Origin of the sequence: Polyangium sp. 15x6 (assembly GCF_029960785.1) — a bacterium.
GTDB lineage: Bacteria > Myxococcota_A > Polyangia > Polyangiales > Polyangiaceae > Polyangium.
Window position 1 is genome coordinate 53,690 of sequence record NZ_JASBQE010000065.1, and the last position, 14,846, is coordinate 68,535.

Annotated in this window: 13 protein-coding genes; 7 read left to right on the forward strand and 6 right to left on the reverse strand. The window is 68.9% G+C overall.

All coding sequences use genetic code 11. The features are described from left to right. Nucleotides 1-359 precede the first annotated feature (359 nt). Genes QHF83_RS35520 through QHF83_RS35535 form a run of 4 tightly spaced genes read left to right on the forward strand, consistent with a single transcriptional unit; the run spans nt 360 to nt 4,685 of the window. Nucleotides 360-1,460: an Rpn family recombination-promoting nuclease/putative transposase gene (locus QHF83_RS35520; RefSeq protein ID WP_282422463.1), complete on the forward strand. Its 1,101-nt coding sequence runs from the start codon at nt 360-362 to the stop codon at nt 1,458-1,460. A gap of 60 nt (nt 1,461-1,520) precedes the next feature. Next, a complete protein-coding gene (locus tag QHF83_RS35525) occupies nt 1,521-2,945 on the forward strand; it encodes a reverse transcriptase family protein (protein WP_282422464.1) in 1,425 nt (474 codons plus the stop codon). Between the two features lie 11 nt (nt 2,946-2,956). Then, the gene (locus tag QHF83_RS35530; RefSeq protein WP_282422465.1) at nt 2,957-3,457 is read left to right on the forward strand and encodes a hypothetical protein; all 501 of its coding nucleotides are present in this window, start codon (nt 2,957-2,959) and stop codon (nt 3,455-3,457) included. A gap of 13 nt (nt 3,458-3,470) precedes the next feature. Then, nucleotides 3,471-4,685, forward strand: coding sequence for an aminotransferase class V-fold PLP-dependent enzyme (locus QHF83_RS35535; protein ID WP_282422466.1), 1,215 nt, complete (start codon nt 3,471-3,473; stop codon nt 4,683-4,685). Nucleotides 4,686-4,700: 15 nt separating this feature from the next. Here the strand turns inward: QHF83_RS35535 and QHF83_RS35540 are convergent, their stop codons facing one another. Both QHF83_RS35540 and QHF83_RS35545 read right to left on the reverse strand, forming a co-directional pair. Continuing rightward, the gene (locus QHF83_RS35540) at nt 4,701-7,097 is read right to left on the reverse strand and encodes an SBBP repeat-containing protein (protein WP_282422467.1); all 2,397 of its coding nucleotides are present in this window, start codon (nt 7,095-7,097) and stop codon (nt 4,701-4,703) included. Between the two features lie 51 nt (nt 7,098-7,148). Next, nucleotides 7,149-7,703, reverse strand: a complete 555-nt coding sequence (locus tag QHF83_RS35545; protein WP_282422468.1) for a hypothetical protein — start codon at nt 7,701-7,703, stop codon at nt 7,149-7,151. A 91-nt stretch (nt 7,704-7,794) separates the two neighbouring features. Between QHF83_RS35545 and QHF83_RS35550 the strand changes: the two genes are divergently transcribed. Further along, nucleotides 7,795-8,823 (forward strand): aldo/keto reductase, encoded by a 1,029-nt coding sequence (locus tag QHF83_RS35550; protein ID WP_282422469.1) that lies wholly within the window; start codon nt 7,795-7,797, stop codon nt 8,821-8,823. A gap of 1 nt (nt 8,824) precedes the next feature. Here QHF83_RS35550 and QHF83_RS35555 read toward each other — a convergent pair whose 3' ends face one another. From QHF83_RS35555 to QHF83_RS35570, 4 genes are read right to left on the reverse strand one after another with little or no spacing between them, the layout of a single operon-like run. Then, complete coding sequence (locus tag QHF83_RS35555) at nt 8,825-9,670, reverse strand: PhnD/SsuA/transferrin family substrate-binding protein (protein ID WP_282422470.1); 846 nt, start codon at nt 9,668-9,670, stop codon at nt 8,825-8,827. 8 nt (nt 9,671-9,678) lie between these two features. Beyond that, nucleotides 9,679-10,599 (reverse strand): SUMF1/EgtB/PvdO family nonheme iron enzyme, encoded by a 921-nt coding sequence (locus QHF83_RS35560; protein ID WP_282422471.1) that lies wholly within the window; start codon nt 10,597-10,599, stop codon nt 9,679-9,681. 38 nt (nt 10,600-10,637) lie between these two features. Further along, nucleotides 10,638-11,147 (reverse strand): hypothetical protein, encoded by a 510-nt coding sequence (locus QHF83_RS35565; RefSeq protein ID WP_282422472.1) that lies wholly within the window; start codon nt 11,145-11,147, stop codon nt 10,638-10,640. Then, a complete protein-coding gene (locus QHF83_RS35570) occupies nt 11,144-13,249 on the reverse strand; it encodes a cytochrome c peroxidase (protein ID WP_282422473.1) in 2,106 nt (701 codons plus the stop codon). The genes QHF83_RS35565 and QHF83_RS35570 overlap by 4 nt, the downstream gene beginning before the upstream one ends. Before the next feature lie 68 nt (nt 13,250-13,317). Here QHF83_RS35570 and QHF83_RS35575 point away from each other — a divergent pair, with 68 nt between their 5' ends. Next, complete coding sequence (locus QHF83_RS35575; RefSeq protein ID WP_282422474.1) at nt 13,318-14,427, forward strand: DUF4215 domain-containing protein; 1,110 nt, start codon at nt 13,318-13,320, stop codon at nt 14,425-14,427. Nucleotides 14,428-14,574: 147 nt separating this feature from the next. Next, a partial coding sequence (locus QHF83_RS35580) for a hypothetical protein (RefSeq protein WP_282422475.1) occupies nt 14,575-14,846 on the forward strand: 272 nt, incomplete at its 3' end.

The following is a 14,846-nucleotide window of genomic DNA, read 5'->3' on the forward strand; positions in this document are numbered from 1 at the left end:
TGCCGAGCAGGTGGCGGCGCCTCCCGTGAGCGTCTTTCTTTCAGGGCTTCCCTGCATCGGGAAAATATGTTCCCATGAGGACGGCTCCCGGGGACACGAGCAGCCAGCTATCACCCGCGATGTCACGTCGCGGCTGCGACCTGTACCCCATGAAAGAACGATGCGTCACGAGACCGCCCTGCGGGGCGATACAGCTTGCAGCTGTAGGTCTTGTGTACGCCTCTGCCGAGCAAGTGGCGAGGTCTCCGGGAGCCTTCTCGCCTCGGCGGCGGTGAGCGTACCGAATTCGTCCCAAAAATCGCGGCGCATGCTCGATTGTGGACGGCGGGGTTTTTCCAGGTACGCTCGTTTGTCGGCGCATGACCGACAACCCGCACGACGCGCTCTTCCAGTACGTCTTCTCGAATCCGGTTCACGCGGCCCCGGCGCTGCGGTCGATGCTCCCGGCGACGCTCGTCGAGAAGATCGACTTCTCGACGCTCGCGCTCGCCCCGGGGCATTTCGTGGATCCGGAGCTCGACGGGCACCGGAGTGATCTGCTGTTCTCCGCCAAGATCGCGGGCCGCGAAGCCTTCATCTACGTGCTCTGGGAACACCAGAGTTACGTGGACGCGTGGCTGCTCTTGCGGCTGCTCGAGTACATGGTGCGGATCTGGCGCTCGTACCGGGACGAACACCCGCGGGCGAAGAGGTTGCCGGTGATCGTTCCGGTCGTCTTGCACCACAGCAAGACAGGATGGCGGGCGGCACGGCGGTTCGAGGAGCTCGTGGACGTCGATGGGGTCGTCATGGGCGTGCTCGACCATGTCCCTCGGTTCGGGATCGTGCTGGACGACATCAGCCACGTGGACGACGCAGAGCTGTCTCGCCGGGCGATGACGACGCTCGGTCGGTTGGTCCTGTACCTCCTGCGTTATTCGCGGAGCCCGGAGGAGCTCTTCGCGGGGCTCGGCCGGTGGGCGGAGGCGCTCCGGCAGGTGGTGCACGCGCCGGACGGGGATGCTGCGATCGCGGCGGTGATGATGTATCTTCGAAAGGTCGGTAAGCGAGAGGAGGACGAGGTAATCATGGCGGTGCGGAGAGCCGTGGGCGACAGCGTGTTCGATCAGATCTTCCACGCTGGCGAGCGGCTGGAGCAGAAGGGGTTCGAACGAGGGATCGAGCGGGGGATCGAGCGAGGGATCGAGCGAGGGATCGAACGGGGGATCGAGCGAGGCAAACGCGAGGGCCGTCGTGACGTTCTCGCGCGCCAGCTCGAGCTCCGCTTCGGCAAGCTCCCCGCCTCCGTCATGGAAGCCCTCGACGCGGCCACGATCGAGGCGCTCGACCGCATGACGGACCGGATCCTCACCGCCTCCACGCTCGCCGAGGTCCTCGGCTCCGATTCCCCCGCCGAGCCGAAGCCCACCCGAAAGAGCCCCGCACGCAAGTCCCCGCAGCGCCGCACCCGCGGACGCTGAGCGCACACGCATCCATTCCCCCTTAAAAACCTCCCCCCATCCCTGGTAGGATGCGCCGCCATGAGCCTTGTCGGCCTCCTCCTCGAGCTCAAGCCCTTGCTCGCCGATCCCGACGCGAACTTCGAGCGCGTCGCCGAGCTGCTCGAGCGACACCAGGGCCTCGCCGAGTACGAAGTCGCGCGCTTCTACGCAGGTCGCGCCTTCGTCGGGCCCGTCGGCAAGCTCCTCTGCAGCGAGGATCCGCGCGAGCGGCTCCGTGGTGTCCGGATCGTCCCGCTCATCTTCGCCCGCGGGAACGCGGCGCAGCACCTTCGCCGCATGGTCAAGGACGCCGACAACGCCGTCGCGAGTGCCGCGCGCGCCGCCGTCAAGACGCTCGGCCTCGCGGATGTCGCGCCGCCCGATCGACGCGCCTCGCCTTCGCGGTTCGCGAACCCGATCGCGCCCGGGGGCTGGAATCCCACGGGCTGGACCTTCGGGCTCTTTCGCTCCCGATATGCCTTTCGCCGCGGCGCGACCGCCACGAAGCCCCCGCCGCACGTCGATGTCCCCAAGCTGAGCTCCCGCGCCGGCGTGGCCAAGCTCGTCGGCGTCAAACCCGGCGAGCTGCCCGCCCTCATGCGCCCCGGCACCGGCAAGGGAAGCGGCTACGTCGAGTTCGAGATTCCCAAGCGCACCGGCGGACTCCGGAAGATCTCGGCCCCCCGCGTCCGCTTGAAGGGCGTCCAGCGCGCCATCCTGCGCGAGATCCTCGCCAAGATCCCCGCGCACCCCGCGGCCCACGGCTTCATCGAGGAGCGCTCCACGCTCACCAATGCGAGCCCTCACGTCGGCGCCGCCGTCGTCGTGCGCGTCGACATCGAGGACTTCTTCCCCACGGTCCATTACCGCCGCGTCGTCGGCTTCTTCCGTCGCCATTACGACGAGGAGGTCGCCGTCGCGCTCGCCGGCCTCACGACCCACCGGGCCAAGCTGCCGGACGGCACCGTGGTTTGGCCGGGCGCATTGCCCCAGGGCGCGCCCACCTCGCCGGCCCTCGCGAACCTCGTCTGCCGCCGCCTCGACGCGCGCCTCGACGCCCTCGCCAGGAAGACCGGCGCCACGTACACCCGTTATGCCGACGACCTCACGTTCTCCTTCCGCGACCCGCCCGCGCGCCTCGGGCGGTTCCTCTGGTGGGTCAATGCGATCCTCCAGCAGGAGGGTTTCGCGGAGAACGTCAAGAAACGTCGCATCATGCGCAAGGGCAATCGCCAGCGCGTGACGGGGCTCGTCGTCGACCAGAAGCCGTCCATCCCGCGCGAGGAGCGGAGGCGGTTCAAGGCCATCCTCAACAACTGCCGCAGCCATGGCGTGGCCTCCCAGGCCCGCGGAAAACCCGACTTTCCGGCCTGGCTGCGCGGATACGCAGCCTACGTGCGCATGATTCATCCCGAGCTCGGCGCGAAATGGCAGCGCGAGGTCGAGGAGATCCTGTCGAAATAGGGGAGACGATCGTGTCGAACGAGGACGAGCTGAATCCGTACGAAGCGCCCAAGGAAACGAAGACCACGAAGCGGCCCAAGAAAAAGAAGTCGGCCGAAGACGACGCCCCGCACGATCCCTCGATCGACGCGATCGTCTTTTCGCTCCAGAAGACGCGGCCCTGGATCACCCTGTTCGGGACGCTGAGCTACATCGGCGCCGTCGGGCTCGTGGTCTTCGGCCTCTACACGATGAGCTCGACCTCGACGTCGCGCGCGATCGGCGAGTACGGGGCCATCGCCTTCATCGTGTACCTCATCCTCGCCATTCTCTACGCCGTCGTTGGCTCGCGCCTCTTCCGGTATCGCGACAGCATCAACCAGGTCATCGCGACCGACGGGCGCCTCGATTTCATCGCCACCGCGATCGAGCGCCAGCGCGAGTTCTGGGCGTTCGTCGGCATGATGACCGTCGTGCTCCTCGGCCTGTACGCGCTCATCATCGGCGGCAGCCTCCTGTTCCTCCTTCGCTGAGCCCCCGCACCCGATGACCCTTCACGAATATCCCCCCTCCCACGCCGCCCGCGTCCGGCCGCTCTGGGATCTCGACCCTGCCATCACCTTCCTCAATCACGGCTCGTTCGGCGCCTGTCCGCTTCGTGTTCGCGAGGCGCAGGATCGATTGCGGGCGCAGATGGAGCGCGAGCCCGTTCGGTTCTTCGTCCGCGAGCTCGAGCCGCTCCTCGACGCCGCCCTCGGGGCCCTCGCGGATTTCGTCGGCGCGGGCGCCGCGGACCTCGCGTTCGTCCCCAATGCGACGGCCGGCGTCAATACCGTCCTTCGCTCGCTCGACCTCCGCCCAGGCGACGAGCTCGTCACGACGAACCACGAATACAACGCCTGCCGCAACGCCCTCGAGTTCGTGGCCGCGCGCGCCGGGGCCCGCGTCGTCGTCGCCGCCGTCCCTTTCCCCCTCGAATCCCCCGACGACGTCGTCCAGGCCGTCCTCGATTGCACGGGGCCGCGCACGCGCCTCGCGCTCGTCGACCATGTCACGAGCCAGACCGGACTCGTGTTCCCCGTCGAGCGCCTCGTCCCCGAGCTCGCCCGCCGCGGCATCGATACCCTGGTCGACGGCGCCCACGCCCCCGGCATGGTCCCGCTCGACCTCCGCGCGCTCGGCGCCGCCTATTACACCGGCAACTGTCACAAATGGATGTGCGCGCCCAAGGGAGCGGCGTTTCTCCACGTGCGCCCCGACAAACAGGCGCAGATCCGCCCGCTCTCGATCAGCCACGGCGCGAACAGCCCTCGGACGGATCTCTCTCGCTTCCGGCTCGAATTCGACTGGACCGGCACGCACGATCCCACGCCGTATCTGGTCCTCCCCGAGGTGATTCGTTTCCTCGCTTCGCTCCTGCCGGGCGGCGCGCCGGCCCTCGCCGAGCACAACCGGCAGACGGCCCTGGCCGCGCGGGAACGCTTGTGCGCGGCCCTCGGCGCGCCTCCGCCCGCGCCCGCGTCCATGATCGGCTCGCTCGCCGCCATCCGCCTGCCGGACGCCGGAGGCGACCCGCCCGCGCCCCCGCTCTTCCTCGACCCTTTGCAGGAGGCCCTCTTTTCGCGCCATGGAATCGAGGTTCCCGTGATCCCTTTTCCGCCCCCGCGCGGAAGGGTTCTCCGTATCTCGGCGCAAATCTACAATGACCCCGAGGAGTATGCGCGCCTCGTCGACGCGCTCCGGGCCGAAGGGGTATCTTGAGCGTCTCCGGCCCGGTCAGGGCAAGAGCTTCGCCACGTACGCGTCATTGGCGCCGGCGCTCGACACGAGGCCGGTTCCGAGGTCCAGCGTGCCCTGGAATCGCCCCCCGACGAACACGTTGCCCGACCCGTCCACGGCCGTAGAGCGGCCCCATTGTTCGAGGTTGTCCCCGCCGCGGCGGCCCCAGACGTACGCGCCCAGCGCGTCGAGCTTCACGACGAAGGCGTCGTTGCCGCCCAGGCTCGCGAGCGGCGAGGCGCCGCCGAAATTCACGGAGCCCGTCATGCGGCCCGCGAGCACGATGCTGTTTTGCGCGCCCGTCGCGACGGCGAATCCGACCTGGTCGCCGCTGTCGCCGAAGAGCTTCGCCCACTGGAACACGCCCGCGCCGTCGTACTTCGCGACGAAGATGTCGTTGCTGCCCGCGCTCGTCAGGTCTCCGCCGCCGTAATCGACCGTGCTCGCGGCCGCGCCGGTCACGATCACGTTTCCCGCGCCGTCCACGGTGACGCCATTGCCGACCTGCGTGCCGATTCCGCCGAGGCGGCGGCTCCATTGATGTTGCCCCGCCGCCGTGAGTTTGACCAGCATCGCGTCCTGACCGCCCAAGCTGATGAGATCCCCTCCGCCGAAATTGACCGTCCCCTCCATGAAGCCGGTGAAATACACGGCGCCGGTCGCGTCCGTGGCGACGCCTCGCATCCCCTGGCTGGTCGCGTCGCCGTAGCTCCTGCTCCAGACGTGGAGCCCGGCCGGATCGAGCTTCAGCACGAAATGATCGTCGAGCCCCGCCGCCGTCATCGCGCCACCGCCGAAATCGACCGTGTTGCGATAATGCCCCGCCACGATCACGTTGCCCGCCGGATCGACGGCCACCGCCGAGCCCTCGTCCCCGCCCGCGGCCCCGTACGCCCGGCTCCATAGGAACGTGCCCGCGGACGATAGCTTCAACACGAACACGTCGCTCGTTCCACTCACGCTCACGTGCGGCCCGCCGCCGAAATCGACTGTCGACTGGAAAACACCTGTCACCACGATATTTCCCGCGCTGTCCACGGCCACGCCACGCGCCCCGTCCGTGCCGTTCGCGCCGTATCGATGGCTCCAGACGTGATTGCCCTGCGCGTCGTACTTGGCCACGAGGATGTCGTGCACCGTGTTCGGCGCCGAGAGCGGCCCTCCGCCGAGATCGATCGTCCCGACGAACTGCCCCACGACGATCACGTTGCCCTGCGCGTCCGTGGCGATGTCGATGATGTCCTGATCGAATGTATCGCCGAACGACCGGATCCACCCGGTCGTGGCGCACATGTCGCCCACGAGCCCGGTGCAGCTCTCGTCCTCGGGCGTCATGCAATTCTCGGCCTGGGGCAAGACCTCGCCCACGCAGGGCCCGTACGCCGACCCCTGGGCATTGCACGTCTGCGTGCCCGCCTTGCAAATGCCGACGCCGAGCGTCCCGTTCGGCCCGGTATAACATGCCGTGGTGGATCCCGGCTGGCAGACGCAGCCCGCGCCGCTCTCGTTGACGAGCCCGTCGCAATCCTCGTCCTCCGGCGACGCGCACGTCTCGGTCCCGGGTAAAACCTGCCCCATGCAGGGCCCGTACGCCGTCCCGTCGGCATTGCACACCTGCGTGCCCGACTTGCAAATGCCGACGCCGAGTGTCCCGTTCGGCCCGGTATAACAGACCGTGGTGGACCCCGGGGCGCAGACGCAACCCGCGCCGCTCTCGTTGACGAGCCCGTCGCAATCCTCGTCTGCCGGGGAAAGGCATGTCTCCGTCGCGGGCAAGACCTGCCCCACGCAGGCTCCGTACGCCGTGCCCTCGGCATTACACGTCTGCGTGCCCGCCTTGCACGCTCCCTTGTCGAGCGTGCCCGTCGGCCCCGTGTAACAAGGCGCCGTCGCGCCGGGGGTGCAGGCGCAGCCCTCCTCGTTCGAGAGCCCGTCGCAATCGTCGTCGCCCATCGTTTGGCACGACTCGGGCACGGGCACGACCTCGCCGACACATGGGCCATATCCGCTCCCGTCCTCGAGGCACGTCTTGAGCCCCGCTTTGCACAGGCCCACGATCTGCGTGCCCGGCGGGCCCGAATAACACGCGTCGAGCTCCCCGGGCGTACACACGCTCGCGCCGCCGCTGCCGCCCATTCCACCGACACCGCCGCTGCCGCCGACGCCACCGCTGCCGCCCGATCCGCCCATTCCCCCGACGCCGCCGCTGCCGCCCATTCCCCCGGTGCCGCCCGATCCGCCGGGCCCGCCCCAGCCCGCCTCGCCGCCGTCGCCGCCTTGGCCGCTGCTCGAGCTCGACGTCGTATCACCTCCGGCTGCGCAGCCCGAGCCGAGCGCGACGGGAACGAGGAGCGAGACGAGGGACAGCCGAGAGCGGGAGAATCGACGTTTCATGATCCCCGCAGGTAACCTGCGCGGCGAGCGCGCGTCAATGGTCGGAAAGCGCTACGAAGTGGAGGACGGAAACGTCGCGCCCCGCGCCGCCTCGAACGCGTCGAGGATCTTCGGTTGCGTGGGGAAGCGGATCGCGATCAGCGTCGCGCCTGCGACGAAGAACGGCACGACGAGGATCTTTTCGAACCCGAGGAACGCGAGGACCAGCCCGAAGAGCGCGATGGCCTCGGAGAAAGCGATCGAAAGGACGAACGGCGTCATGTACGAGGTGTAAGCCTTGGCCATCGCGGCCGCGGGATCGGCGAACACGCGGCGCTTTTCCATCGCCTCGCGATAGTGCCCCGAGAACGCGTCGGGCGGCGCTTCCTCGCGGATCTCCACCTCGGCCGCGCGCGCCGCGGCCGCGTGGATGCTGCGGGGCAGGGCGAAGCTCACGATCGTGAGCACGAGGGACAGGAGCCCGAACACGAACGGCATCATGGGCACCACGGGCTCGGGCGGCGGCTTCAAAATCCCCGAGAAGGCGAGGCCGACGTACATCGTCGTCGCGATGAGCATCGCCATCCACAGGATCCGCATGACGTTGAGCGTGGGGTGCTGAGCCATGGCCCGAGGTTACCATGCGGCCGGCGGGGTCGACAGCGGCGCCCACGCGGCTAGACTCGGGGCGGCAGAAAGAAACGAGCGAGAGGACCCCATGGAATACCGCACCCTCGGAAATAGCGGCGTCAAGGTCTCCACCCTTTGCCTCGGCGCCATGACGTTCGGCGAGGCCGACGAGAAATCGTTCATGCACAACGTGGGCTGTGACGAGCCCACGGCCCACGCGATCATGAGCCGCGCCTTCGACCGCGGCCTGAACTTCATCGACACGGCCGACGTCTACGGGCAGGACGGTCTGTCCGAGCGCGTCGTCGGGAACTGGCTCGTGCAGGGCAAGCACCGTGAGCGCGCGGTCCTCGCCACGAAATTCCGCTTTCGTATGGGCGACGGCCCGAACGGCACGGGCGCCTCGCGGTATCGCATCATGCGCTGCGTCGAGGACAGCCTCCGGCGCCTGCGCACCGATCGAATCGACCTGTACCAGATTCACATGCAGGACAACGACACGCCCGAGGAGGAGACGCTCCGCGCGCTCGACGACCTCGTGCGCCAAGGAAAAATCCTCTACATCGGCGCCAGCAATTACGCGGCGTACCGGCTCACCGATAGCCTCTGGACGAGCCGCGCCGCGCATCTCAGCGCGTTCGTGTCGCTGCAGATGCAATACAGCCTCGTCTCGCGCGAGCTCGAGCGCGAGCACGTGCCGCTTTGCAAGAAATTCGGGCTCGGCATCTTGCCGTGGTCGCCGCTCGCCGGTGGGTTCCTCACCGGCAAGTACCAGAAAAACCAGCCCCCGCCCGGGGGCGCGCGGCTCGAGAAGTGGAAGAGCCAGCTCGCGGGCTTCGACACCCCGCGCAACTGGCGCACCCTCGACGCGGTCACCGCCGTCGCCAAGGAGCGCAATACCACGAGGGCCGCGGTCGCGCTCGCGTGGCTCGTCCAAAAGCCCGCGGTCACGAGCGCCATCTTCGGCGCGCGCACCATCGAACAGCTCGACGCCTGCCTCACCGGCGCGGAGCTCGCGCTCTCCGCCGAGGAAATGAAGCGCCTCGACGAGGCGAGCGCCTTCGAGCCGGGATATCCCTACGAAATGATCGGCCGCGTGCAGCAGGGCCGCTGGTAGCTCAATGCCACGAGGGCCGGGACGAGCGTGACGGCGGGGGCAGCGTGATACGGTCCTCCGCCGCCGGCGGCGGCGTCAAGAGCGGCGCGAGGCGGTGATACTCTTCGAGGGGCGTCTGCACGAGCCCCTCCGCCTCCAGCGCCGAGAGCAGCCGCGACCGCGCGATCTCGCTCGGCGTCGTCGGCACGAGCTTCTGCGCGAGCGCGATCGCTTTCGCCTCCGAGAGCGAGGCGGGCAGCACGATTGCGTCGTTCAGACAGCTCTCCGTGAAAGCGATCGCCGTGAGTTTGTCCCCGGCGGGCCCCGCGTACCAGCGGAGCTTCTCCGCCATGCTCGCCGCGTCCATCTTGTGCGACGAGACGGCCGTGACGTCGACCGTCTCGTGGAGCACCGCCTCCACCGCGGCCCGATGCGAGCCGAGGAACATCTGCGACGCGAACGTCTTCACCGGGTCGATTCCCTCGGCCCGCAGCTTCGCGATCGCCAATAAATACCCCCCGGCCGAGAGCGGATCCACCCACGCCGCCTTCGTGCCCGAGAGCTCCGCGAGCCGCAGCTTCGCGTTTTTCCGGGCCACGATCGCCGACCGGTAATTCGTTTGTCCTTCCCGTACGATGGTCAGGACCGCGCGGGCCGCTTGCAGCTTCGCGGTCACGCCGGCCGGCGCCCAGACGAGCTGCGCCTCGCCGGAGGCCGTGCGCTCCTCGATGTCGGCATAATTCGCGGCCACGTGGGTCTCCACGCTCTCGCCGAGCTTCTGCTCCAGGGCGGCCCGGATGAGCTCGGCGCGCGCCTCTGCCTTGGCGCGGCCGAGCGCGGGCGGCAGGACGAACAGGAGGCCCCCCACGGCCGCTCCTATTTGCCAGCCGTCGCCGCGGGGGCCGTCGCGCAACGAATGCCGAGGAATCCGCACCGGTACGTCACCTGGAATCGGCCCGGCCGCTCCACGCGGAACATGTTGGGGATGCCGTCGCGCCAGCTCGCGCCGCGGCCCACGCGGTCCTTCGTCTTCGCGTCCTGCACGCTCGTCGTCCATTCGAAGACGTTGCCCGCCATTCCGAGCAGGCCGTCCTTGCTCGCGCCGCTCGGGTGCGCCGCGACCGGACACGTGCCTTTCAGGAGCCCCTCTTTCCCGCCCGACCAGCAGAGCTGATCCTTCGGCGCCTCGTTGCCCCAGGGATACACGCGCCCCTCCTCGCCGCCGCGCGCCGCCCACTCCCACTCCTCGTCCGAGGGCAGGCGTTTTCCTTGCGCCGTGCAGTAATCGATCGCCTGCTGGAAATCGACGCAGACCATCGGATGATCTTCCTTGCCGGCCTTCTTGTACGTCGCCTCGGGCGCGCAGGTCGCGAACGCGTCATTGCATTTCTTCGACGCGACACACGCCTCGTAGTCCTTCGCCGTGGCCTCCGTCTTGTCGAAGCAGAAATCGGCGATCTTCGCCTCGTTCTTCAGGAAGCCCATCTTGTACGCGCCGCCCTTGACGAACGCCATGCCCTCGGGGCACGGGCTCGGCGGCGCTTTCGGGGCCTCGGGCGGCTTGGCTTCGGCCGTCTTCGCGGGCTCGGGCGTCGCTTCGGCCGTCTTCGCGGGCTCGGGGTCGCTCTTCGGCGGCGGGTCGGCCTTCGCAGCCGTCTCGGCGGGTTTTGCGTCCGTCGCGCCCGCGCCCGGCTCCTTTACGTCGCCGCCCTCCTGCGCGCCGCCGCAGCCGAACGCGGCCGCGAGGCCAAAGCCGAGGAAAGCCGTGCCGAACGTGAGCCAACGAAGAGCCTTCATGGAAACCATCCCTCCGACGACGAAAAGAAAAACGTTTGTCAGCGCAGCACGAGAATGGGCGCCGGCTCCCCCTCGAGCCAGTGCTCTTGCAGGATGAGCCCCGGAGAGACCATGGAGCCGCCGTAGGTCTCGCCGAACGAAAACAGCTCGAAGATCCGCCGATCGCCCGGCTTGATCGGGAACATCACCTGGCCCGCCTGGGGCGCCGGGACGCCCTCCTTGGGCTCGGGCATCCAGAGCGAGACGCCCCGGTTCGTGCCACCGACGAGCGAGGCCGCGGTGGTCTGGGTGTCGCAATGGACCTTGAGCCAGCCCCGCGCCCGCCACGCCCGGCAATGCTCGGCGCGCGGGCCCTTGCGGGTGATCCGCACGCGCGTCGCGTTCTGCCATTCGGCCGGCGTGGGCGGCTTCGGCGTGCCCTCCTCGATGGGAATCGGCTCGAAATCGATCGGTTTTTCCTCGTCGTTCGCCGGTGCCGGCGGATCGGCCTTGGCGGCCGGCAAGAGCACGAGGAAGGTGAGGGCGGCGAGGGTCCGGGCGCGGCTCATAAGGTCTTCAGGAAGGCGACGAGGGCCTCGCGGTCCTCGGCGGAAAGCTGGCTCGTGTTCCCCATGCGATCGCCGTTCAGCTCGACGAGTTTTTCCAGCGTCGAGACGCGGCCGTCGTGAAAATAAGGCGCCCTTCCGGCGACGAACCGGAGCGAGGGCGTCTTGAACTCCTGCTTCGACTCCTCGTCGAAGCCGCTCACGGGCGGCAGGCGCTTCAGCGGATACGACGTGCGATCCGTGTAATGGCTCTCCGGCACGTGGCATTGGGCGCATTTCGTGCCTTTGTTGTTGAAGAGCTCGCGCCCGCGTTTTTCCTTTTCGGTGAGCTCGCGGTTCTCCCGCGGGGGCGGGACGAGGCCGTCACGCACGAACGCGGCGACGAGCGAGGCGCGCCCGACGGCGGCGCCGCCGATGTTCTGTGGCATGCCGCCCCAGCGATGCAGGCCCATGCCGGCCGTGATGCGCGCGCCGAGGTCCGGGCTCTCGCCGTGCCAGCCATAAGGCCCCGCCGCGTTCACGAGGCCTGCGAGCATCGGGGTTCGTCGCGGAAAACCTTTTGTTTTCGCGAGGTCGGGGACATTTTCGTAGACGCCCACGAAGTTCGTATGCAGCCCGTCGATCGTGTCGAACGTCGCCTCGTGCCAGACGTGCCCGTCGTCGCGCCCGTCGGGGTGACAACCCGCGCAGCCGAGGCCGCCGCTCAGAATGGGATCCGTCGCGTTGTAGAAGAGCCGCCGCCCTTTCTGCGCCTCTGCCGAGAGCGTGTCGTCGGCGAGGTGCACGAGGGTTTGTCGGTCATGCACGATGGGATCGACGGGCGGCTTTGCGGCGAGATCGATCGCGACCACGTCGTAGGTCGAGCGGCAGAACACGTACGCCGTATCCTCGTCGGCCGAAAGCGTGATGCCCGAGGGCGCGCCGCATTCGCCCGCGGCGCCGTATCCCGGGTCGTACTTCTGGCCCACCTGGAAGATACGCACGATCGCGAGCGTCGGATCGAGTGCGATCGCGTCGAGCTCGGCGACCACGTCATCGCCCTCGCCCGCGACGAGCAGCGTGTCGGATTTCGCGCGGTAGACCATCGCGCGCGGCTGCGTGAACGGGCCCTTGTCGCGGCCCGGGATCGACACCGGCGTGTCCGCGGTCATCGTCAGATCCGCGACCCGGCTCTTTTGCGCGGGCAGGCCGCCCACGTGCGTCGCGGCGAGCTGCTCCGGCGCGGCGCGGCCGTTTTTCCCAGGGAGGAGCACGACATCCACCGTCGGCTGCCCGAACCACGAGCGCCGCGCGAGCGCGCCGACCGCGTGCCGTGCCACGAAGAGCCGGCCCTCGTCGGGCGAGGTCACGAGCGAATACCCGAGCGACGCATGGAGCTTCTTGCCCGACGGCGCGCGCACGGGCGAAGGCATCACGCCGATCGTCTTCACGACGGGCGCGCCCGATGCTTCGCCGACGTGCGTCACGTCCGCGCCCACGAGGTGGCTCACGAGGATTTCGCCGCTTTCGAGCACGGCGATGCCCCGCGGCTCGCGCGCGACGTCCACCGACCACACGACATTTTTCGCTGCGAGATCGACCTTCGAAACCGTATGCGTCCAGGCGCTCGTGACGAACGCATGGCGCGCGTCCGAAGTCGCCGCGAGCCCCCACGCGTCCGCGGGCAATGACACGCGGCTCGCTTCGGTGAGCGCGCCCGACGCGTCGGGCGCGAGCACGAGGAGCAGGCCCGGATCGCGGATCGTCACGAGCACGGCGCCGTCGATCGGCAGGACCTGGGCCGGCGCGCCGGGGAGCGGCACCTCGGTCGCGGATGCGCCCGGCGCGAGCGGGAGTGGGATTCGGCGGAGAACCTTGTGATCCTCGTCCGCCACGAAGAGCGCATCGCCCTGCCGGCTCCGCGCGATCACGCTGCCTTGTCGTTCGGCCGGCGAAAGTGGCTTCGGCTGCGCGGGCGCAGCGCTGCTCGTGGGCGGCGCAACGGCTTGCGAGGCCGAAGGCGCGGGCGCCGAGGCGTCGGGCGTGTCCTTGGGCGAAGAGCAAGCGAGGGGCGAGGCGATCGCGATCGCCAGGGCCAAACGAAGGCGAGGCTTGGGTCCACCCACGAGGAAAAGCTCTATCGGAGCGCCGCGCGCGCGGCAAGAGGCGGAGCGATCGTGGTAGGGTCGCTTGCATGCACACACGTGGCCTCGCTGTCGGCGCGCTCTTCGGCCTCGCCGCCGCGTGCGGCGCGCGCAGCACGCTTTTCGGCCCGGAGGCCGAGCGGCAGGATCCTTTTTGCGGCGACGGGCTCGTCGATCCCGGCGAAGCCTGCGACGATCACAACGAGGTCGCTGTCGACGCCTGCGTCCCCGGATGCGCCCTCGCGCGCTGCGGCGACGGCATCGTCCGGGCCTTCGTCGAGGCCTGCGATGACGGAAATCAGGTCTCCGGCGACGGTTGCACGGCGAACTGCGCGCGGACGAGCTGTGGCAATGGCATCGTCGAGCCGGGGGAGGTCTGCGACGATGGCAATGGCATCGACGCGGACGATTGCCCCTCGCGTTGCTTGCCGGCGACGTGCGGCGACGGCTTCGTGCAGGCGGGCGTGGAGGCCTGCGATGCGGGCGCGGCGAACGCCGACAGTCCGGCTTTTTTGCTCCTGCAAGGCGCGCTCGCGCGGCCCGTTCTGCCCGTCACGCGGCCCATGCCGCTCGTCTCGTTCTACGACTACGGCTCGGCCAGCGCGCACACGGGGTTCGAGGAGCTCGGGGCAAGCAAGCTTTTCCTGTATCGCGACGTCACGCCGAAGGGCCTGCTCGGGCTCGTCGCGATCCACGGCGTGGACAAGAACGTGAGCGGAGAGGTCCAGCCCGAGGCGCGCGTCGAGATGTCGTTTTTCGGCTTGCCCACGGGCACGTTCGTCGCGGTCTCCGACGACACCAAGGCCGAATTCTCGCTGCTCGACGCGACGACGGCGCGCGGGGACTTTCAGTTCGACGGCAACACGGACGGCGGCGCGCTCTCCGGCCTGCTCTCGCCGGGCGCGTGGGTGATCGACGTCGTGCCGAGCTTCCTCCAGGGGATCGACCGCTGGGAATGGGTGGACGGGAGTGGCGAGACGATCGTGCTCGATCGCACCGCCGCGGCTCGGATCGTGGCGCGCGACGTCCCCTCGGCGTGTCGGCTCGATTGCACGATTCCGGCGTGTGGTGATGGAATCCTCGACGCGGGGGAGGTGTGCGACGACGGAAATGTCGTCGACCTCGACGGGTGCGCGTCGGATTGCAGATCCACCGATTGAACAAAAATCGCTTCCGCGCGAACCGTGGGAGCTGCAACGTTACGCCGCGCAAAGAGATCCTTGACAGCCGCGTGAAAGTTTGTCATTGCGTGGCCGCCGAGGCCGCTCGGTGGCCGTTCGGATGACTTTTACCCTTCGAGGCACCTCATGAAGATGCAGAACGCAAAGATCCTGACCGGCGCCGTGCTTGCCGTCGCGGGGCTCGTTTCTTTCGCTTCGGGCTGCGAGCTCATCGCGACCGTCGATCGATCCCAGATCGACCAGGGGGGCCCGGGAGGCACGGGCGGCGCGGGCGGCGTCGGAGGTGGCACCGGCGGCCAGGGCGGCGTCGGCGGCGGGACCGGTGGCCAGGGCGGCGTCGGAGGTGGCACCGGCGGCCAGGGCGGCGTCGGCGGCGTCGGCGGGACCGGCGGCGAGGG